At 64.8% G+C, this 20,577-nt stretch carries 18 protein-coding genes and 1 pseudogene; 5 read left to right on the top strand and 14 right to left on the bottom strand.

Features of this window, described 5'->3' with window-relative positions; translation table 11 throughout:
- Window positions 1–2 precede the first annotated feature (2 nt).
- The 4 genes from CKW13_RS09125 to CKW13_RS09110 form a co-directional block, all read right to left on the bottom strand.
- Window positions 3–1,283 (bottom strand): MFS transporter, encoded by a 1,281-nt coding sequence (locus CKW13_RS09125; RefSeq protein WP_095108266.1) that lies wholly within the window; start codon window positions 1,281–1,283, stop codon window positions 3–5.
- 70 nt (window positions 1,284–1,353) lie between these two features.
- A complete protein-coding gene (locus tag CKW13_RS09120; protein ID WP_095108265.1) occupies window positions 1,354–2,385 on the bottom strand; it encodes a Zn-dependent oxidoreductase in 1,032 nt (343 codons plus the stop codon).
- A 68-nt stretch (window positions 2,386–2,453) separates the two neighbouring features.
- Window positions 2,454–3,665, bottom strand: a complete 1,212-nt coding sequence (manD, locus tag CKW13_RS09115; RefSeq protein ID WP_095108264.1) for a D-mannonate dehydratase ManD — start codon at window positions 3,663–3,665, stop codon at window positions 2,454–2,456.
- A gap of 4 nt (window positions 3,666–3,669) precedes the next feature.
- Window positions 3,670–4,656 (bottom strand): sugar kinase, encoded by a 987-nt coding sequence (locus tag CKW13_RS09110; RefSeq protein ID WP_095108263.1) that lies wholly within the window; start codon window positions 4,654–4,656, stop codon window positions 3,670–3,672.
- Between the two features lie 195 nt (window positions 4,657–4,851).
- Between CKW13_RS09110 and kdgR the strand changes: the two genes are divergently transcribed.
- Both kdgR and CKW13_RS09100 read left to right on the top strand, forming a co-directional pair.
- Entirely contained in the window at window positions 4,852–5,631 is a 780-nt protein-coding gene (kdgR, locus tag CKW13_RS09105) for a DNA-binding transcriptional regulator KdgR (protein ID WP_095108262.1), read from the top strand.
- Window positions 5,632–5,701: 70 nt separating this feature from the next.
- Window positions 5,702–6,061 (top strand): annotated as a pseudogene (locus CKW13_RS09100) (glyoxalase superfamily protein); the annotation flags it as partial.
- A 118-nt stretch (window positions 6,062–6,179) separates the two neighbouring features.
- On the opposite strand, the gene CKW13_RS09095 reads toward CKW13_RS09100, so the two are convergent.
- From CKW13_RS09095 to CKW13_RS09075, 5 genes are all read right to left on the bottom strand, one after another.
- Complete coding sequence (locus CKW13_RS09095) at window positions 6,180–6,983, bottom strand: energy transducer TonB (protein WP_095108261.1); 804 nt, start codon at window positions 6,981–6,983, stop codon at window positions 6,180–6,182.
- Window positions 6,980–7,426, bottom strand: a complete 447-nt coding sequence (gene tolR / locus CKW13_RS09090) for a protein TolR (protein ID WP_095108260.1) — start codon at window positions 7,424–7,426, stop codon at window positions 6,980–6,982. Before tolR ends, CKW13_RS09095 begins: the two co-directional genes overlap by 4 nt.
- A gap of 11 nt (window positions 7,427–7,437) precedes the next feature.
- Window positions 7,438–8,148: a protein TolQ gene (gene tolQ, locus CKW13_RS09085; protein ID WP_095108259.1), complete on the bottom strand. Its 711-nt coding sequence runs from the start codon at window positions 8,146–8,148 to the stop codon at window positions 7,438–7,440.
- 97 nt (window positions 8,149–8,245) lie between these two features.
- Window positions 8,246–10,150, bottom strand: coding sequence for a phytase (locus CKW13_RS09080; protein WP_095108258.1), 1,905 nt, complete (start codon window positions 10,148–10,150; stop codon window positions 8,246–8,248).
- A gap of 63 nt (window positions 10,151–10,213) precedes the next feature.
- Window positions 10,214–12,739 carry a TonB-dependent receptor gene (locus tag CKW13_RS09075; protein WP_095108257.1) on the bottom strand — a complete coding sequence of 842 codons (2,526 nt, stop codon included), beginning with the start codon at window positions 12,737–12,739 and terminating at the stop codon, window positions 10,214–10,216.
- Window positions 12,740–13,156: 417 nt separating this feature from the next.
- Between CKW13_RS09075 and CKW13_RS09070 the strand changes: the two genes are divergently transcribed.
- Both CKW13_RS09070 and CKW13_RS09065 read left to right on the top strand, forming a co-directional pair.
- Entirely contained in the window at window positions 13,157–14,071 is a 915-nt protein-coding gene (locus tag CKW13_RS09070) for a GGDEF domain-containing protein (protein WP_095108256.1), read from the top strand.
- Between the two features lie 9 nt (window positions 14,072–14,080).
- Window positions 14,081–15,118, top strand: coding sequence for an AraC family transcriptional regulator (locus CKW13_RS09065; protein ID WP_095108255.1), 1,038 nt, complete (start codon window positions 14,081–14,083; stop codon window positions 15,116–15,118).
- Window positions 15,119–15,222: 104 nt separating this feature from the next.
- Here the strand turns inward: CKW13_RS09065 and CKW13_RS09060 are convergent, their stop codons facing one another.
- From CKW13_RS09060 to CKW13_RS09040, 5 genes are all read right to left on the bottom strand, one after another.
- Window positions 15,223–16,230 (bottom strand): isopenicillin N synthase family oxygenase, encoded by a 1,008-nt coding sequence (locus tag CKW13_RS09060; RefSeq protein WP_095108254.1) that lies wholly within the window; start codon window positions 16,228–16,230, stop codon window positions 15,223–15,225.
- A gap of 8 nt (window positions 16,231–16,238) precedes the next feature.
- Window positions 16,239–16,982 (bottom strand): amino acid ABC transporter ATP-binding protein, encoded by a 744-nt coding sequence (locus CKW13_RS09055; RefSeq protein ID WP_095108253.1) that lies wholly within the window; start codon window positions 16,980–16,982, stop codon window positions 16,239–16,241.
- Entirely contained in the window at window positions 16,979–17,695 is a 717-nt protein-coding gene (locus CKW13_RS09050; RefSeq protein WP_095108252.1) for an amino acid ABC transporter permease, read from the bottom strand. Before CKW13_RS09050 ends, CKW13_RS09055 begins: the two co-directional genes overlap by 4 nt.
- Window positions 17,692–18,390, bottom strand: a complete 699-nt coding sequence (locus tag CKW13_RS09045; RefSeq protein WP_095108251.1) for an amino acid ABC transporter permease — start codon at window positions 18,388–18,390, stop codon at window positions 17,692–17,694. The genes CKW13_RS09050 and CKW13_RS09045 overlap by 4 nt, the downstream gene beginning before the upstream one ends.
- Before the next feature lie 83 nt (window positions 18,391–18,473).
- Window positions 18,474–19,298, bottom strand: a complete 825-nt coding sequence (locus CKW13_RS09040; protein ID WP_095108250.1) for an ABC transporter substrate-binding protein — start codon at window positions 19,296–19,298, stop codon at window positions 18,474–18,476.
- Between the two features lie 400 nt (window positions 19,299–19,698).
- Here CKW13_RS09040 and CKW13_RS09035 point away from each other — a divergent pair, with 400 nt between their 5' ends.
- Window positions 19,699–20,544 (top strand): ABC transporter substrate-binding protein, encoded by an 846-nt coding sequence (locus CKW13_RS09035; RefSeq protein ID WP_095108249.1) that lies wholly within the window; start codon window positions 19,699–19,701, stop codon window positions 20,542–20,544.
- The last annotated feature ends 33 nt before the right edge of the window (window positions 20,545–20,577 follow it).

Here is a 20,577-nt window from a genome sequence, read left to right as displayed (position 1 = left end):
GCTCAGGCCGTGCGGGGCTTGAGGCTGGCGTGCGCTGCGGTGTTCGCGTCGCTGGGCGCCAGGGGTTTGACATAGCGTGCCACACACACTGCGCCGATTACGGTGAGCAGCCCGGCCAGCAGGAAGGCACTGGTGAACGAGCCGGTGAACTGCACCAGAAACCCGGTCAGGGTCGGGCCGATGATGCCCGAGGTGTTGGCCAGAAAGTGCATGAAGCCACTGACCCCGCCCACCCGCGCCGCCGGCACGGTGTCCTGGATGATCGCCCAGTAGATCGCGCCGGTCAGGTACAGGAAGAACACCGCCAGGGCGACCAGAATCACCGCTGGGTAGAGGGTGGTCACCAGCCCGGCGACACCGATGCAGGCGGCGCAGGCCAGCAGGCAACTCACCAGCACCACTTTGCGCGAGAACATCATGCGCCCGGTCTTCTTGAACACGAAGTCGGAGATGAACCCGCCCAGGGCCAGGCCGAGGAAGCCCAGCAACCAGGGGATGACGGTGGCGATGCTCATGTCCTTGACGTTCAGGCCATGGGCCATGGTCAGGTAGCTGGGGAACCAGGTCAGGAAGAAAAACAGTGTGTAGTTATAGGAAAAGAACGCCAGGGAGGTGAACAGCACGGTGGGCTGCTTGAGGTAGTAACGCAGCGGCTGCACGGCCAGGCTGGCGGTTTCGCTCTGGCCTTCGGCGTCCTGGATCTCTTGCGCCACCTGGCCGGTGGGCTTGTCCTTGACGAACTTGTACCAGACCGCCGCCCAGATCAGGCCCACCAACATAATGATGATGAACGACACCTTCCAGCCGTAGCTGATGGCGATAAAGCCCACCACCGGCCCGGAGATGGCGCCGCCCAGGGGCGTGCCCGACATCGACGAACCCAGGGCTCGCGCCCGTTGGCGCGGGGTGTACCAGTTGTTGACCATTTTGCTGGTGGTCACGGCCAGCGGGCCTTCGCCCATGCCGAACAGGATGCGGATCAGCACCAGCGAGGCGAAGCCCACCGTCAGCACGGTCAGGCCGCTGAACAGCGACCACAGCACCATGGCCAGCAGCAGCGTGGTCTTGGCGCCGTAGCGGTCGGCGGCCCAGCCACCGATGAAGTTGAACGCCGCGTAGCCAACGAAGAAGCTGCTGAAGATCATGCCCATTTCACCCGTGGTCAGACCGTAGTCCTTCTGGATGAATGGGGCCGCCACGGACAGTGCCGAGCGATCCAGGTAATTGATGACGCCTGCCAGAAACAGCATGACGATGACTAAGGTACGACCTTGACCAAACATTGAAACCTCCCGCGTTCTTGTTGTATTCGGTGAGGGTGCCCGGTGGGGGCACGCGGCGCTTTTGTAGCGCTTAAGGGTGAGCGTCGCTCAGTTGCACCAGCACCTTGCGGGTCTGCTCGGGGTGTTTCTCGATCAGCTCGATGGCCCCCGGCATGTCGTCGAAGGTCACGCGGTGGCTAATCATTGCCTGGACCTGCAACTGGCCGCTGGCGATCAGTTCGATCACCCGCGGGAACTTGCGGTTGTTCAGGCGTGAGCCCACCAGGGTCAGTTCCTTTTTAATCATCTCCAGTTGCACCAGATCGCTGGGCACCGCGTTGAAGCCCAGCAAGCCGATACGCCCGGCCGGCGAGGCCAGGCGCACCATTTGCGGCATCAGCGCCGGGATGCACGCGGCATCGACAATCAGCGGCACGCCTTCGCCGCCGGTGAGGGCCTGCATGCTCGCCTCGACGTCCACCTCCTTGCCGTTGAGGGTGCGGCTGGCGCCCAAGGCGCGGGCGGTGTCCAGCCGCGCGTCGAGCACGTCGGTGACGGTGATGTCGGTCAGCCCCAGGGCGCGGGCCATTTGCACCAGGGTCAGGCCGATGACCCCGGCGCCGTAGATCAGCAGGCTGTCGCCAGGGTGGGGTTGCATGCGGTCGAGCACGTTGAGGGCGATGGAATAGGGTTCCACCAGCGCCGCGTGGCTCAGCGGCATGCCGTCGGGCAGGCGATGAGCGTTGCTGGCGGGCACGCAGACCTGTTCGCTGAAACCGCCGTCGCGGTGCACGCCGATCACTTGCAGGTGGGTGCAGACGTTGGGCCGGTTAATGCGGCACGGATAGCAGGTGCCGCAACTGATGACCGGGTCGATGCACACCCGATCGCCGACACTGAGGTGGCTGACGCCCTCGCCCACCTGGCGCACGACGCCGGAGAACTCGTGGCCGGTGACCCGGGGGAAGCGCACGAAAGCGTTCTGGCCATGGATGATGTGCATGTCCGAGCCGCAGATGCCGGCGTACGCCACGTCCACCTTGACTTCGCCGGCCGCCAGTTGCGGCGCGTCCACCTGGGCCAGGCCGAATTCAAACGGTGCTCGCACTTGAAAAGCTTTCATCGGGTAACTCCTGTCAGGACGTGACGCCCCGTTTCTTGTAGTTATTGAACAGTCGTGCAACAGCTCGCCTACCAGTGCCAGAGCGTGCCGTCTTCAAGGCGATTGACCGGCAGGCTGGCGCGTTTGTAGGGGTAGCGCGCGGCTAGGTCTTCGTCGATGTCCACGCCATGGCCCGGGGTTTCGCCAGGGGTGAAGTGGCCGTCGTCAAAGCGGTAGGCGTGGGGGAAGACTTCGTCGATCCGTGCGTCGTGGGGCATGTGCTCCTGGATGCCGAAGTTGGGCACCCAGGTGTCGAAATGCAGCGCCGCGCCCATGCACACCGGCGACAGGTCAGTAGCGCCATGGAACCCGGTACGCACCTGGTACAGCGCGGCGAAATCGGCGATGCGGCGCACATGGGTGATGCCCCCGGCGTGCACCAGGGTGGCGCGAATGTAGTCGATCAGTTGTTCCTGGATCAGCTCGCGGCAGTCATGGATCGAGTTGAACACCTCGCCCACCGCCAGTGGCGTGGTGGTGTGCTGGCGGATCAGCCGGAATGCTTGCTGGTTCTCGGCCGGGGTGCAGTCTTCCAGCCAGAACAGGTTGTAGGGTTCCACCGCTTTGCCCAGGCGCCCGGCCTCGATGGGAGTGAGGCGGTGGTGCACGTCGTGGAGGATGTGCAGGTCATCGCCAAAATGTTCGCGCACGGCGGCGAACAGCTTGGGCACGTGGTTAAGGTACTTGGCGGTGTCCCACACGTGTTCGGCGGGCAGGTCGCTGTCGGCCGGTTCATAACGCTCGCCGCTGCGCTTGGCTACGCCATAGGTGGTGACGATGCCGGGGATGCCGCACTGCACGCGCACGGCTTTGTAGCCCTGCTCGACATGGCGGGCCACCTCCTCCAGGCAACCGTCGATGTCCTTGCCGGTGGCGTGGCCGTAGACCATCACCCGCTCGCGGCTCTTGCCGCCGAGCAATTGGTACAGCGGCATGTTGGCGGCCTTGGCCTTGATGTCCCACAGCGCCACGTCCACAGCGGCAATCGCGGTCATGGTCACCGGCCCCCGGCGCCAGTAGGCACCGCGGTAGAGGTACTGCCAGATGTCTTCGATGCGCTGCGCATCGCGGCCAATCAGGGCCGGCAGCACGTGTTCTTCAAGGTACGCCACCACCGCCAGTTCGCGGCCATTCAAGGTGGCGTCGCCAAGGCCATAAATACCCTGGTCGGTGACGATCTTCAGGGTCACCAGGTTGCGCCCCGGGCAGGTCACAATCACGCGCGCTTCAAGGATTTTCATCGGTTCAGACCTCTGCGGCACAAGTAAAGGAAGGCATGGCGGCACGCGGGATCAGCGCGCCGCGGTGCTGCACCACTTGCGCCGCCAGGCGATGGCCCCAGCGCGCCGCCGTTTGCGGTGCGCCACCTTGCAGGCGGCAGGCCAGGTAAGCGGCGCTGAAGGAGTCACCGGCGGCGGTGGTGTCGACGATCTGCCGCACCTGTTCGGCGGGCACTTCAAAGCGCCCGGCCGGGCATTGCAGCAGGCAACTGTCGGCGCCGCGCTTGAGGGCCACTTCGCCCACGCCCGACTCGGCATAGGCCCGCAGCAAGGTGTCGGCATCGGCGTAGCCGAACAACTGCGCGTCGTCTTCCCAGGTGACCAGGGCCATGTCGGTCAGGCCCAGCATTTGCTGGTAGGCCTGGCGCGCGGTGGCGGCGTCGGGCCACAGGTGCGGGCGGTAATTGTTGTCGAAGACGATGCGCGTACCGCCCCGGCGTGCCGTGGCCAGGGCCTGCATCAGACGTTCGCGGCCGCTGACGGTGAGGATCGCCAGGCTGATGCCGCTCAGGTACAGGTAGTCGTAGCCGGCCAGGGCGCCCAGCACGGCGTCCGCCTCGGGGCCATCAAAGGTGCGCCGCGCCGCTGCTTCGCCGCGCCAGTAAAGGAAGCGGCGTTCGCCTTGGGCGTCGGTCTGGATGAAATACAGCCCCGGCAATGCGTCGTCGATCACCCGCACATGAGCCTCGCCCACCCCTTCGTCACGCCACAACTGGCGCATGGCGGCGCTGAAGGAATCGGCACCGAGGGCGGTGATGTACTGCACACCCACGGCATCGCGGCAGGTCAGGCGAGCGAGGTAGACGGCGGCGTTGAGGGTGTCACCGCCGAAGGTCTGGCTGAACACGGCATCGGCTTCACCGCGCATCTCGATCATGCACTCGCCCACCAACGCCACCTTCACGGGGCCGGGTGTTGCGGTACGGGGGGATTGCCCGGGGGTATCGGTCATCACTGCGCGCCTTGGTTTCTTATTGGAATGAGCCAGAGGGCAGGACGCTGCCGGACTTTCTGGCTTTTTAAAACGGCGTTTCATTTCTTGCGTGAGGCCGAGTCTAATCAGATTCGGCCCCTCGTCAAGAAAAATGAAACAGCGTTTTGATCCGCCAGCGTATATCCTTGGGTTTTCGTTCCCGTTGGAGCCTTCATGGACAACAGCACCACCCAGAACAATGAACTGGTCTCGGCCGTGGGCCGCACCATGGCGGTCCTCGAAGCCCTGGCCGAACACCCTGAAGAAAGCGGCGTCTCGCAAATCGCGCAGCAACTGGACATGTCCAAGAGCACGGTGTACCGCTTCCTCCAGTCGTTGAAGGCCCGCGGCTATGTGGTGCAGGACGCCGAGGACCGCTACCGCCTCAGCGTTCGCCTGTTCGAGCTCGGCGCCCAGGCCCTGCCCCACCTGGACATCGTGCGCGAAGCCGAACCGGGCATGCGCCGCATCAACGAACTGACCGGCGAAACCGTGCACCTGGGCATCCTCGACGAAGGCAGCATCGTCTACGTGCACAAGATCGACTCCAAATACAACCTGCGCATGTACTCGCGCATTGGCCGCCGCGCACCGCTGTACTGCACCGGCATCGGCAAGGTGCTGATGGCGTGGCTGGAGGAAGGCGAGTTACTGGCCCACCTGCACGAGGAAAGCTTTGAGCGGCGCACCGCAAATACCCTGGTCAGCATCGAGGCGTACCGCCAGGAGCTGGCGCGGGTACGTGAACAGGGCTATGCCGAAGACCACGAAGAGTTCGAAGACAACATGCGCTGCCTCGCGGCGCCGATCCGCGACCGCTTCGGTCATGTCATCGGCGGCATGAGCGTATCATTCCCCTGCTTTCGCTTTCGCGAGGAACTCAAGCAGGACTATGTGAAGCAGTTGATGGATGCGTCGCAGCGGATTTCGGCGCAGTTGGGTTGGCGCCAGTAAGGCATGAGCGGCAAGCACTCAAGGTTTCGACTTAAGGAGAAAGATTTTGTCCACGCAAAACACCACACAGGGTATTCGGTTCGATAAAGCCATTCCCATCCTGCGCATGTTCGACGAAGCCAAGGCGCGGGAGTTCTACCTGGATTTTCTCGGCTTTCGCGTTGAATTCGAGCACCGCTTCGAGGCAGGCCTGCCGCTGTACTTGGGCATCAACCGCGATGGCCTGCAATTGCACCTGTCCGAACACCACGGCGATGCTTGCCCGGGCTCGACGATATTCGTGCCCATGCACAACATCGACCTGCTGCGCGATGAGCTACTGGGCAAGCGCTATGGGTATGGCCGCCCGCAGATTGTTCAGCAGGGTTGGGGGCGGGTTTTGGAAGTGCATGACCCGTTTGGCAATCGGATTCGCTTTTGCCAGGACTGAACCAGGACTAAGCCTTCACACCACATCCCCTAGACGCCTGGCTTGCCAGCGATGGCAGGCTCAAGTACGCCATCGCGGGCCGGCCCGCTCCCACAGGGGTTGTGGTGTTGGGGCCTTTTCACTTGATGCGGTAATGAAAGGTGTTGCGCACCGCCGGCACTGCCACGGCTTGTCCGTCGATCACCCGGGGCTGGTAGCGGAAGGTGGCCGCAGCCACCAGTGATGGTCGGATGAACAACGGGTGGCAACCCTCCAGCACCCGCGGGTTTTCGACCCGGCCCTGGGGGTTGACGGTGTATTCCACCGAGCAGTCGCCTTCGAGGTTTTTGTCCAAGGCCCGTTGCGGGTAGTCCGGGGCCTCCTTGCTCAGCGGCAAATATTGACGGCTGGCGCTGGCAGCCTGGGCTTGGGCGGCTTGCTGGCGGCTGCGCTCGGCGGCGGCCCGGGCCTGTTCGGCCTGGGCTTGCTGTTGCTGGGCTTCGCGCTGTTGGGCCAGGCGTTGTTGCTCGGCATCGCGGGCCCGTTGCTGCTGGGCCTGTTGCTCGCGTTTCTGTTCGGCCACCCGCTTGCGCGCCAGGGCGGCGTGTTCGAGTTTTTGCGCCTGCAGCAGCGGATCGACCTGGGGCGCGACCGGTGCCACCGGGGCCGGCTCTGCTGGCGCCGGCAGTACTGCGGCCGGCGGGGCCGGGGCCACCTCGGGCGGCGCTGCGGGTGGCAACATCACCAACTGGGTGGCCAGGGTCCGCGTCGGTTCCACGGCCGCGGGTGTGTCCGGCGCCCAGCCGTACACCAGCAGCGCCAGCACCGCGCCGTGGAGCGCCAGGGCCAGGGTCGCCGCCAGGCTGTTGCTCCAGAACGCGCGGTGGCCGTCGCCGGCCATGGCCAGGGTCGAAGTTGGGGCATACAAGGCCAGGCTGGTCATTGCGGGGCCTCGGTGACCAGGCCCAGGTGGGTCACGCCGCCCTGCTGCAACGCGGCCATGGCCGCCACCACTCGGCCGTAACCGGCGTCTTGATCGGCGCGGATGTAGACCTGGGTATCGGCCCGTGCGGCGACGACAGCGGCGACCTTCTCACGCATCTCGTCCAGGGCCACGGCGCTGTCGGTACGGTTCTGGGTGTCGAGTTCGCCGCCCAGGTTCCAGTAGTAGCCGCCGTCGGCCTGCACCGACAAGGTGAGAATCTGCTGCGGGTTGTCGTTGGCCAGGGCCTGGCTCGCCACTTTGGGCAGTTCGATCTTCACGCCCTGGGTGAGCATGGGCGCGGTGACCATGAAGATCACCAGCAGCACCAGCATCACGTCGATGTAGGGCACCACGTTCATTTCGGCCTTGGGCCCATGCTTGCGTTGCGGCCTGACTAGCATCGGTATTCTCCTCAGGCCACGGCGGCCAGGTTCAACGGCGCGCCATGCAGCTTGCGGTGCAGGCGCACTTGCAGCTCATTGGCGAAGGCGTAGTAGCGCGTCAGCAGGGTCTGGCCACGGGCGGCGAAGCGGTTGTAGGCGATCACGGCGGGGATCGCCGCGAACAGGCCGATGGCAGTGGCGATCAGCGCTTCGGCGATGCCCGGCGCCACGGTGGACAGGGTGGCCTGCTGCACCTGGGACAGCCCCAGGAATGAATTCATGATCCCCCAGACCGTGCCGAACAGGCCGATATAGGGGCTCACCGAGCCCACGGTGGCGAGGAACTGCAGGCCCTTTTCCAGCTGCAATTCCTGCTCGCTGATGGCCACGTACAAGGCCCGTTCCACGCCTTCGCTGACCACCTCGGCGTCGTTGCCGCCCTGGTGGCTGAGGTGGTTGAACTCCTGCATCCCGGCGACAAAAATCGGCGCCACGCCACCCTGCCCTTCGTCCGCGCCCAAGCTGTCGCGGTACAGCGGTAACAGTTCGGGGCTGGCGCGAAAACGCTGGACGAAAGCGTTCATCTGCCGCTCGCGGCGTTGCAGCACGCGCCCGCGCTGGATTATCAGGTACCAACTGAGCACCGAGGCCAGCAACAGGGTGAGCATCACGGCTTTGACCAACAGGCTGGCGTCGCTGATAAGCCCCCAGATCGTCATGTGTTCCAGTGTTGCCTGCATGGTGAAACTCCTTGTCTGCTGCCTTCAGGGCCAGCGAACGGCGCTGGCCCTGAAGGGATTGGATGAAATAGGGATGACGGGTTGATGACAGCGCGGCTCAGGGCAGGTGCAAGGCCTGGGTGACCTTGGCCCAGGGCACGAACTTGAAGTTCTGCGCCTGCTCCGGCATGCGTTTGCGCCCGTCCTGCACCACCAGCATGCCCTGGCTCCAGGCGCCGCCCAGGTTGGCCGAGGTGACTTCCAGGCCATCGGTTTCCGAGGCGCCGTCGATGCCCAGCGCGGCGTTGAGGCCCACGCGAAAGGCCCCGCGCGAGGCGAACGGCGGCTCGGCGTCGAGCACCAGGTAGCTGTCGTTGCCCTGGCTGGAAATCACCAGGTAGTCGCGCTTATCACTCTGGTACAGGGCCAGGCCTTCGACGTCGGCGTGCAGTTGCGGGCCGACCTTGATGACGCTGGTTAACGTTGCCGGCTGGTCGGCGCGGGCGTCCACGGCCCACACGCCGACGTCTTCTTCCCCGAGGAACAGGCGCTGGCGCTGGTCGTCGGCCACGCAGCCTTCGGGCTGGGAAGCCACCTTGAACTGGCGCACCAATTCGCCCTTGACCACCGCACCGGGGGCGCTGAGGCGGTATTGCAGGAAGGTGCCGTCCTTGTCGTTGGCGATGGCGTAGATCTCGCCGCTGGGTGGCTGGAACAGGCAGATACCGTAAATCGCCTTGAGTGGGGTCGGCACCTGGGCCAGCTCGCGCAGTTCGCCGCTGCGCCGGTCAATGGCGAACAGGCTCAGGCTGTTGTGGTCGCGGTTGCTGGCCACGGCCAGGTCGACAGTCTCCTCGCCCAACTTGAAACCTGGGCGCACGTCGACGTTGTTCAGGCGCCCCACGGGCAAGTCCTGGAGCAACTTGCCTTGCAGGTCATAGGCCAGCAGGCCTTGCTTTTTGTTGGTGCCCAGCACGCGGCTCAACTCGGGCCGGGTGGGGTGAATCCAGATCGCCGGGTCGTCCGCCGCATCGCCCTGGCGGCCCACCGGCTCGCTTTGTACCTGGGCCGCGACGCTGGGCAGCACCGGGTCCGGGGCACTGGCCTGGGCCTGCCAGTTCAATTGGCCTTCGTAGAGGCGGCCGCTGTCATCGTCGCGCAGCAGCAGTTGCAGGCCCTTGGCGTTGGCGCGCAGGGCGAGGTTCTCCGGCTCCTTGAGGCCCGGCAGCGCCAGGCTGGCGCGGGCCGCCCAGGCCTGGCCCTGTTGCTGATAGAGGTGCAGGCGCGCGGCTTTGGGGTCCAGGGCGAGCACGCCGCCCGGCACCAGGGCCAGGGCCCCCGCCGCGCCTTTGATATCGCCAAAGGGCGCGATCATGGCCACGGCACTGCGCGACACGTCCGCTTCGGCATGGGCCGGGTAAGCCCACCAGCCGACGTTTTCTTCATTAACCAGCAAGCGGTTGGCGCCGTCGTCCACCTGGCAGAACTGCGCCTCGGGTGGCAGCGGCAAGCCGCGCACCCGCTGTGGTTGCGGGCTGAGGCTGGCGCCGTGGCCCACCAGCCACTGCTCGCCTTTGCCCTCCTCGCCTACCAGAAACAGCAGCAGGTTGTCGGCGTCGTCGCGGTACAGGCACAGGCCATTGACGGCAAAGTCCCGCGCCGGCAGGTAATGCGGCTCGCCCCAGGTGCGGGTGGCGGGGTCCAGGCCCACCAGCATGGCTTGCTGGCGGGCGTTGTCGAGGCTGGCCACCAGCACCTGGGCGCCGGCGGCGCGGCTGTCCAGGGAGGTGAACGAGCCCTTGAGTTGGGCCAGGGTGGCGCCTTGAGGGTCGAGCAACAGCAAGCCGTCGCGCTCGCTGGCGGCCAGGCGTGCGTCGCCTGTGCCTGCGGGCAAAAAGCTCAACGCCTGGGCGTCGAGGTTGGGCGCCCAGGGGCGCAGGGTGAGGCTCGGCTCGGCGGCCAGGGCCTGGGTGCAAGCGAGGCCGATCAGGGCGGCCAGGCGGGTCAACGACGAAATTCTCATGTACGGGCAAAGTCCTTAGGGTGCATCCCGGGGCGCGCCGGCAACGGGCCGGCGCGCCATGGCTTAGAAGTGGGTGAAGGTCAGGCCGAGCTTGTAGGTCGGGCCGTACTCTTCGTATTGGCCGTTGTAGGCGCGGTGGCCGGTGTAAACGAAGTACGACTCGTCGGTGAGGTTCTGCGCCTCGAAGCTCACTTGCAGGTTTTTGCTCAACGCATAGCGGGCGCTGAAGTCGACGAAGGTCTGCGAGTCCACCGACAGGTCGTGGGCCTTGTCGTTGATCGAGGCCAGTTCATAGAGGTAGGCCGACTTGTAGTTGGCCGACAGGCGCAGGCTCAGCTTGTCGTCCTCCCAACCGAGCATCAGGTTGCCCACGGTGTCGGACTGGCTGGGCAGGTCGATGTCGCGCTTGAGGGTGCGCCCGCTGGCCGCATCGAAGCCTTCGATCTGCGCATCGGAGCGGCTGAAGGTGGCGTTGGCGCCCAACAGCAGGCCGTTCCAGGGTGCCGGCAGCCAGTCGAATTTCTGCGAGTAGGCCAACTCCAGGCCATAGAGCTTGGCGCTGTCGCCGTTGGCAAAACTATGGGCCTCGGAGAAGTCGGCCCAGGCGCCGGTGCCGGCCAGGTCGGTGTTGTAGACGAAGTTCTGGATGTCCTTGTAGAACACGAACGCCGAGACGGTGCCGGCGTGGCCCATGTAGTGCTCGATGCCCAGGTCCAGGTTGCTCGACTCCAGCGGTTTGAGGTTCGGGTTGCCGAAGCTGGCTTCGTCGTCATCGATGACAAAGCCCGGCGCCAGTTGGCCGAAGGTCGGGCGCACCACGGACTTGGTCCAGGCCGCGCGCACCTGGGTGTTTTTGTCCCATTGGTAGCGGGCGTGCAGGCCCGGCAGCCAATGGTGGTAGCTGCGTTTGGTCTGGGTGGTTTGGTACTCGCCGTCGGTGGCGCCGGTGCCCTTGGCCTCGAACTCGGTGCCCTCGTAGCGCATGCCGGCGATAAAGCGCCAGTCGTCGATGTCCAGGGTGTTCATCAGGTAGGCGGCGTTGAGGTCTTCGCTGATCTTGAAGTCGTTGACCCGTGATTCGGTCTCGTCATAGAAGTCGGCCTTGTCCAGCCCGCCGATCAAGTCCTTGATGGCGCCGGCGCTGATCCCCGGGCCAAAGCGGCCGAGGCTGTAGTCCACGTTGCCTTTCTTGAACTGGGTGAGGTTGAGCTGTTCGTCACTGAACCCCAGTTCGTCGAAGTCCTTGTAGACCCAGGCGTCGAGGTCGTTGTCCTTGTTGCGCCGGCTGACCTTGCCACCGAACTTGACCTGGGAGGCATAGCCGCTCAAGTCGTAGTCGCGGGCCAGGTCCAGGCGCAGGTTTTTCTCGGTGTCGGTGGTTTTCTGCTGTTCCCAGTCCACCTTGGCGAGGCTGAAATTGCTCGGGTCGTAGAAGGCCTGGCCCACGATCGGCCGGGGTTTGTGCTGGTTGTTGAAACCGGCGTCGGCAAAGTCGTCGTTGCCATCGAACGCGGCGTTGGCGATGTGCCCCGGGCTGTCTTCGCTGGAGCGGCTGTAGCCGGCCTGGCCGCTGAGGGTCCACAGGCCGAACATACGTTCGCCGCCGAACACGTAGGACTGGATTTCCTGGGTTTCTTCACGTTGTTTGAGCTTGCGCTTGGCCTCGGCGTCGCCCCGCTCGCCCTCGCCCAGGGCGTCGGCAAATTCGATGGCAGTGGAGTTGCGCGTCTCGCTGTCCTTGTAGCGGCTGTACAGGGTGCGCAGGTAGTAGCTGCTCAGGTCGTCGGGCTTGTAGTCAAAGTTCAGGCCGCCACCGGCGCGTTCGCGGCGGATGTCGTAGTCGCGCTGCTCCAGTTCTTGCAACTTCGCGCCTTGCTCGAAATCCCAGGCACCCCCGGTTTCGACGTTGTCCGAGCCGAAATCGCGCTTTTGCCAACTCAGGGCCGCGGCCACGCCGAAGTTGTCGATGCCATCGCCCAGGCTGAAACGGTCGCTCGCCGCGCCGGAGAATTTCGGGCTGGTCTGACCAGTGTTCTTGTCGTAACTGGCCTCGCTGCTGCCGGTGTAGAACAGGCCTTTGTGGTCGAAGGCCGAGAGGCTTTTCACATCCACCGTGCCGCCGAGGGAGTTGGCGTCCATGTCCGGGGTCAGGGTTTTGATGACCGACAGCGATTGCACCAACTCGGAGGGCAACACATCCAGGGCCACGGCGCGGCGCTCACTTTCGGGCGAGGGCACCAGGGTGCCGTTGATGGTCACGCTGTTAAGGTCCGGGCCCAGGCCACGCACACTGACAAACCGGCCCTCGCCCTGGTCGCGCTCGACGCTGATGCCCGGCAGGCGCTGCACCGCTTCGGCGACGTTCTCATCGGGCAACTGGGCCATACCGTCGGCGTGTACCACGCTTTTGATGCTGTCGGCGCTGCGCTGTTCCTTGAGCGCCTGGTCGATGCTGGCGGCCTGGCCGACCACTTCGACGTGTTCGGTGTTGCCCGCCTCGGCGGCGCTCAGGCGCTCACTGGCAATCGCCAGGGCCAGGGCGGTGAGCGTAAAGCCGAGCATGCCGGCGGTGTTGCTGCGCTTGTACATGTGGTTCCTCCCCAGGAATCCGTCAAAACCAGGCCTTGGGCCCGGCAACTGAGAGGGCACGCTAGGGGTGGGCAATGACGGTTCTGTGACAGCCCTGGGCGCCAGGGCCGCTAAACCGGGGGTTTGGCCGGGTTGGGGGGCAGGAATGAGCTGAAATGACCTGCACTGCCCACCCTGTGGGAGCGGGCCGGGCGAGCTTCGCTTGCCCGCGATGGGGTTAGTACGGCCCCGGTGTCTCTCCCCGGCGCAACTGCGCCATCGCGGGCAAGCCCGCTGCCACAGGGCGATCAAGCAGGCGCCGCCGTGCATTGGCCTGAGCTGATCCGACCTCCCCGCCCCTTTTCCCCACTGTCACCCAACGGTCACATGCATCTGCTGTGCTGGCGCCCATTGCTTGTTTGCCCAAGGACCGCCGCCATGTTTTCTGTGCTCAAACCCCACCGCTGGAAACTCGGCGCCCTGTTGCTGGCCGCCAACCTTGGCTTGCTGCTGCACCTGGCCTGCGGCGACCTCAAGGCGGTCAGCGAATGGGTGTGGCTGGACATCATCGGCGAAGGCGGTTCGGCGCTGTTGGCGTTGCTGTGGCTGGGCCTGGTGCTCAAGAGCCGCCCCGCCGGGCGCGTCACCAACTACCTGGCACTGGGCCTGAGCTGCATCTTTTTCTCCTGGTGGGTCGATAGCCTCGACGAGTTCATCCGCCTGCCCGACAGCATCACCTGGGATCACTGGCTCGAATCCGGGCCGATGCCCGTGGGCATGGTGTTGCTGACCCTGGGCATCTACCACTGGCACCGCGAGCAACTGGCGATCAGTGCGCAAATGGAAAAGCGCGAACGGCTGTTTCGCGAGCATCGCCTGTTCGACAAGCTCACCCCGCTGGCAGGCGCCGACTATCTCAAGCAGCAGTTGGCCGCCAGCCTGCACGACAGCCTTGAGCAACAACAGCCACTGTCCTTGCTGGTGCTGGACCTGGACAACTTCGCCGCCATCAACCAGGGCTTCGGCCACAGCGAGGGCGATGCGGTGCTCCAGGCCCTGAGCCATATGCTGCTGCTCAACCTGCGGCGCCAGGACTTGCTCTGCCGCTTGGCCGGGGACCGCTTTGTGGTGCTGCTGCCCAACACCGGCGAGAGCCAGGCGCGCCTGCTGGCCCTGGAGCTGGAACAAGCGGTGCAGGGCCTGGCCCACAAGACCCGCCAGCATGGCGAGCGCCTGCACCTGGCCGCGACCACCGCGGTGGTGATGGCGGTCGAGGAACCGGCGCACGTGCTGCTCAAGCGCCTCAACCTGGCTCTGGCCCGGGCGAAAAAGCCCCTGGCCAGAACCGCCTGAGGCGCCAGCATGACGGTCAAGACCACTTGGTACGAGAACGACAGCCGTTTCATCCCTGGGCACTACCAACCGGCGTGCCTGATCGACCTGGCGCTGTCGCGGGATATCGACAGTCATCGCCTGCTGCGCGGCACTGGGTTGTTCCACGAAGACATCCTCGCCGGCCAGGCGCGCCTGAGCCCGCAGCAGTTCCTCGGCCTGATCGCCAACAGCCGGCGCCTACTGGATGCGGACGACAGCAGCTTCCTCTTCGGCCAACGCCTGCTGCCCGGCCATTACGGTGCAGCCAGCCAGGCCCTGCACCACGCGCAAAACCTGCACCAGGCCCTCGATATCCTGACCCAGCAGCAAGCCTTGCTCAGCCCATTGATGAGCCCATGCCTGGTGCTGGACGAGCACTACGCCTACCTGTTTTGGAGGGACAGCTGCGGCGCCGGCGAGCAAGGGCGTTTTCTGCTGGAAGCGAGCATGACCTCGCTGGTCGCCATGAGCCAATGGCTGGGCGGCCAGCGCCTGCCCTGGGAATGCAGCTTCAGCCACGCCGAGCCGCGCTATGTCGAGCAGTATTGGGTGCACCTGGGCGAGCAGACCCGCTTCAACCGCCCACTGGACTTGATGCGCCTGCCCCGCCAGTACCTCGCCCAGCCCTGGCCCAATGCCTCGGCCACCGCCGGCCAGGTCGCCCGCCAACAGGCCCACGACAGCCTCGAGCAACTGGGCTTTGCTGGCAGCTTTCTGGAGGTGTTCAGCACCTACCTGCACGAACACGTGCGTCAGGCACCCAGCCTGGAGCAAGCAGCCCAGGCCTTCGCCATGAGCCCGGCGACCCTCAAGCGCAAATTGCACAAGCACGACACCGGGTTCCAGCAACAGGTGGACCGGGTGCGCAAGCACGTGGCGCTGTACCTGTACCAAATCAAGGGCTTGAGCAACGAGGCCGTGGCCGAGTACCTGAACTTTAACGACCCGGCGAACTTTCGCCGTTCATTCAAGCGCTGGACCGGCAGCACCCCGGGGTTGATCCGCCAGTTATTGGGCGGTGGTTGAGGGGCGGGCCAAGAACGGGGAACGCAATCCGTGGGCGCCTGGCTGCCCGCGATGGCGATCTTGCTGCCGTCATCGCGGGCAGGCCCGGTCCCACAGTGCTGCGATCAGTCGCGCAGGTTATCCCGCAACTGCGGGAACACCTTGCTGACCTTGGCCAACAGGTAATCGCCGTACTGGCCGTTGAAGGCATGGACGTTGGCCTGGTCCCAACGCCGGGCGCTGTCGTCTTGTTGTTCGACCACGGGCAGGCCTTCGATGGGCTGCACCCGGGCGTGGTAGTTGGGGTCGAAAAACAGCGGGAACGATAAGCGGTCGGTGCCCGAGCTGTTACGCACCACCCGGTGCGGTGTGGAGCGGTAGAGGCCGCCGGTCATGCGCTCGAGCATGTCGCCGATGTTGCACACGAACGCGCCGGGCACCGGCGGTGCGTCGATCCAACCCTGGGGCGTGCGCACTTGCAGGCCGCCGATGCGGTCCTGGTGCAGCAGGGTCAGCACGCCATAGTCGGTGTGTTCGCCCACGCCCCACTGCACGTCCAAGCCCTCGGGCACCGGTTGCGAGGGGTAGTTGAACAGGCGGAACAGGATCAGCGGCTCGGCCGTGTAGCGCTGGGCAAAATACTGCGCGTCAAGGCCCAGGCTCAGGGCGATGCCGGCCATCAAGCGATGGCCCAAAGCGGTGACGGCGGCCATGTAGTCGAGGATGGTTTCACGCAATTGCGGCACATCGGGGAACAGGTTGGCGCCATGCACCGGGGTGCGGGCCTGGACTTGCGGGGCGCTGTCGTCCAGTTCGGTGCCCAGGTACAGGCCTTCTTTCCAGTCCGGGCGGCTGGAGGTCAGTTCGCCGCCCAGGGGGAAGTAGCCGCGCCAGGCGCGCCCGCCCAATTCCATGCGCCAGCGCAGTTTGTCGGCCTCCTCGCGAGCGAAAAATTCCCGGCTCAGGGTTTCCAGGCGCTGCACCAGCGCCGGGTCGATGCCGTGGCCGACCACATAGAAAAAACCCTGCTCACGGCAGGCGCGGTTGATCTGGGCGGCCACCTCGCGGGGGTCGCCGCCATTGCCCAGCGCAGTCACATCGATCAGCGGCAAGGTCGCGCTCGTAGCGTTCATAAAGCCTCTCAAACGGCAGAAGAAAACGGGGTGCGGATATCCGCGAGGAATTTTTGCGTGCGCGGGTGGCTGGGGGTCTGGAAAAAGGCTTCGGGCGCTGCCCGTTCCAGCACGCGGCCCTGGTCCATGAACAGCACGCGGTCGGCCACGTCCCGGGCAAAGCCCATTTCGTGGGTGACCACCACCATGGTCATGCCGTCGCGGGCCAGGTCGCGCATCACCAGCAGCACCTCGCCGACCATTTCCGGGTCCAGGGCGCTGGTGGGCTCGTCGAACAGCATCAGCGGCGGCTGCATCGCCAGGGCACGGGCAATCGCCACCCGTTGCTGCTGGCCGCCGGAGAGGTTGGCGGGCAAGGCATCGGCCTTGTGTGCCAGGCCCACGCGGTCAAGCAGGGCCATGGCCTCCCGGCGCGCCTGGGGCGGTTTAAGGCCGCGCAGGCGGATCGGCGCCAGGGTGCAGTTGTCCAGCACGCTGAGGTGGGGGAACAGGTTGAACTGCTGGAACACAAACCCGATACGCGAGCGAAAGCGGTTGAGGTCCATGGCCTTGGCGTGGATGTCCTGGCCATCGATGAGGATATGCCCACCCTGGATCGGCTCCAGGCGATTGAGGGTACGGATCAGGGTGGATTTGCCCGAGCCGGACGGCCCGCAAATCACCACCACCTCGCCCTTGGCGATGTGTTCGTCGACGTCCACCAGGGCGTGGTAGGCGCCGTACCATTTGTTGACCTGTTGCAGGCGGATCATGGCGCAACCTTGCTGTTGTCAGTGAGGGGAACGGGGCGTGCCTGGCGTTGCTCCAGCCAAAAGGCGAAGCGGGACAGGCCAAAGCACAGCAGGAAGTACGTCAGGCCCAGGATCAGGTACACCTGCACCGGCAGGGTGAACACCTGGCTGTTGATCTGGGAGGCGATAAAGGAGATTTCCGCCAGGCCAATGATGTAGCCCAAGGAGGTTTCCTTGACCGTGGACACGAACTGGTTGACCAGCGACGGCAGCATGCTGCGCAACGCCTGGGGCAGGATCACCCAGGCCATGCTGCGCCAGTAGCCAAAGCCCAGGGAGCGCGAGGCCTCGACCTGGCCGCGGTCCACGCCCAGCACCCCGGCGCGCACGATCTCCGCCAGGTACACGGCGTCGAACAGCACCAGGGCCATGAGCATGGTGGTGAACTGGTCGGTCTTGTGCCCGGTGACGCTAGGCAAAAAGAAGTACGCCCAGAACACCACCATCAGCAGTGGGATCCCGCGCACGCCGAACACCAGCCCGGTCACCGGCCAGCGCAACCAGCGCCAGGGGCTGATACGCGCCAGCCCCAGCAACACCCCCAGCGGCATGGCCAGCAGCAGGCCCAGGGAGGCCAACACCAGGGTCAGGGCCAGGCCGCCCAAAGGGCCGTTGGGGTATTGCCCCACCAGGAAATACACCCAGTAGGTGTCGATCAGTTCCAGGGTGCTCATCGGCTGGCCACCTGCCCATAACGGTGCTGATACCACGCCGCCGCCGCGGTAATCAGCAACGACACACTCAAGTACGCGGCCGTGGCGAAGGCGAAGGATTCCAGGCTGCGAAAGGTCGCGCTTTCCACCTGCCCGGCCTGGTACATCAGCTCGGCCACGCCAATCACCGTGGCGATGCTGGTGTTCTTCCACAGGTTCAGGGTTTGGGAAATCAGCGGCGCCACGGTCACGCGCAGGGCCTGGGGCAAGATCACCAGGCGCATGCTCGCCAGGTAGCCAAAGCCCAGGGCCCGCCCCGCTTCCAGTTGCACGGCGGGAATCGCGCGGATACCGCTGCGGATGTCTTCGCTCATGTAGGCGGCGGTGTACAGGGTCAGGGCGACGATGGCGCTGGTGGCTTCGATGTTGCCGGCGTACAGCCATTCGCGGGCGGCGTCAGGGAGCAGTTCCGGCGCGCCGAAATACCAGAACAGCATGTGCGCCAACAGCGGCACATTGCGGATCGATTCCACATAGGCAAAGCCCAGCCATTGCAGGGGCCGCAACGGCGCCAGGCGCAGCAGCGCGATCAGCAGGGCCAGGGGCAGCGCCAGCAGCAGGGTCACGCCGGCGAGTTTGAGTGACAGGGCCAGGCCGCTGAACAGCATGTCGTGGTATTGACCGCTCAGCAGTAGCGAATAATCGAATTGCAACATCGTGGGCACACGCCTTTGAAGGCCGGCGGGCGCCTATCGGCGTTCTTCTTGCGAAGCGTCGATGTCAGGGCCCGCCCACCGTGTTACTGGACCTGATCGGAGTCGATCTTGAAGTGCCGCGCCGGTTGGTTGGACTTGGTGCCCGGGCCATACCACTTGAGGTACAGCTGCTCGGCTTCACCGCTGTTTTCCAGGCGTGCCAGGGTTTTGTCCACGGCCGCTTTCAGCTCGGCGCTGTCCTTGGGCAAGGCCAGGGCCAAGGCTTCGGTGCTGAGGTTTTGCGGCAGGATGGCGTAGCCCGCCGAGGCGGCGCCGATTTTGGCGAAGTCGTTGGTCAGCGCCGATTCGTCATCGACAAAGGCCTGGCCCTTGCCTTGTTGCAGCGCCAGCAACGCCTGTTGCGAAGTCTCGAAGGTGACCACTTGCGCAGTGGGAATGGCCTTGCGGATGTTCGGCTCCTGGGTGCCGCCCTTGACCGTCAACACCTTCTTGCCAGCCAGTTGCTCCAGGGCGGTGATGCCCGTGGTTTTCTTCACCAGGGCCTTCTGCCCGGTAATCAGGATCGAGTAGGAGAAGTCCACCAGCGCCTCACGCTCCTTGTTGTGGGTCAGGGAGGCGGCCAGCAGGTCGACACGGCCCTGTTGCAACTCGGGAATGCGCGCCGCCACCGAGATCTGCTTGAACACCGGTTTGACCCCCAAATCCTTGGCCACCGCCGTGCCCAGGTCGATTTCATAGCCGATGAGCTGGCGGGTCTTGGCGTCGATAAAGCTGTTGGGTTCGTCGGTGCCCAGGGTGCCGATGACAATCTCGCCCTTTTGCTTGATGGCGGCGATGTCAGCCAATGCACCGACGCTGGCGAGGGAAAGGGCAGCCGCTACGGCCGCGGTAAGCAGGCGAATCTTCATGGCAGGTCTCTCAAGAAAAGGGCGAGGGTCGGGCCTGACGCAGTGAACGCTTGCTGCCGACAACAGCAACAACGATGCAGGCCATCTGCCATGGAGCTTACTCAACAACGCAAATAAAGATAAAAGAACAGTTTTTTATAACCATAGAACATATGTGTTTATCACCCCGCCCTCGGTAACACCCTCTCCAACATCACCCGTAACAACGCCCCACTTCGTGGCGTTCGGTAACCCCGCGCACCGAACTGGGGATATCTGGCAAAAAAGATCATTAGATCTGGACAAAAAACGTTCAATCCCAACGATAAAACCATAGTTGGCACGATATCCGCTTACCATCAAATAACAGATTGTTGAACAATCACCGACGCATCAGCTTCCAGCAACCGAGGATACGAACATGCAAAAAGGTCTGACGGGCAAGAACTCCACGCGCAATCTGGCATTGGCCATCGCCCTGGCCTGTGTGACGCCGCTGGTGGCCGGCGCCGAGGTCAAGGGCGCACTCAAGGCCGGTGAACTGTCCATTGGTTCGGACCTCACCTACCCGCCCTACACCTACCTGGACAACAAGCAAGCCGCCGGTTTCGACCCCGAGTTCATGCAGCTCATGGGCAAGCAACTGGGGGTGGCGCCGCGCTTTCTCGACACCCGTTTCGCCAACCTGGTGTTGGGCGTGAACGCCCAGCGGTTCGACGTGGTGGCCTCGGCGCTGTACGTCACCCCCGAGCGCGCTCGCCAGGTGGATTTCCTCAGCTACCTGAAAACCGGCTCGTCGCTGATGGTGCGCAGCAATGGCGATTTCCAGCCGCGCACACCTGAGGACCTGTGTGGCAAGCGCGTGGGCTCGATCAAGGGCGCGTCCTGGGTACCCAAGCTGAACAAAGTCTCGGCCGAGCATTGCCTGGCGGCGGGCAAACCGGCGATCCAGTCCCGCGAGTTCCCTACCTCGCCGGAAGCGGCGCAGGCCCTGTTGGCCCAGGCCGTGGACGTGCAGATGGAAGACGCCGCGGTGGCGAAGATCACCGCGCAAAAACTCCAGGGCAAGACGGTCATCAGCTCCACCGAACTGATTTACCCGGTGGTAATCGGCCTGGCCGTGCGCAAGGGCAACCAACCGCTGCTCGATGAGCTGAGCGGTGCCCTGGGCAAGCTGCGCGAAGACGGCAGCTATGGCTCCCTGCTCGAGCGCTACAACCTGGCTGAGCCAAGCGCCGAGGAAATCCGCGCGGCCCTGGGCAACTAAGCCCGCCCGCCCCTTCACCGAACCGGGCCGCGC

Origin of the sequence: Pseudomonas sp. Irchel 3E20, from assembly GCF_900187645.1 — a bacterium.
Taxonomy (GTDB): Bacteria; Pseudomonadota; Gammaproteobacteria; order Pseudomonadales; family Pseudomonadaceae; genus Aquipseudomonas.
Note: the sequence above shows the minus strand (reverse complement) of the source record. Positions and strands in the feature narration are given on the sequence as shown.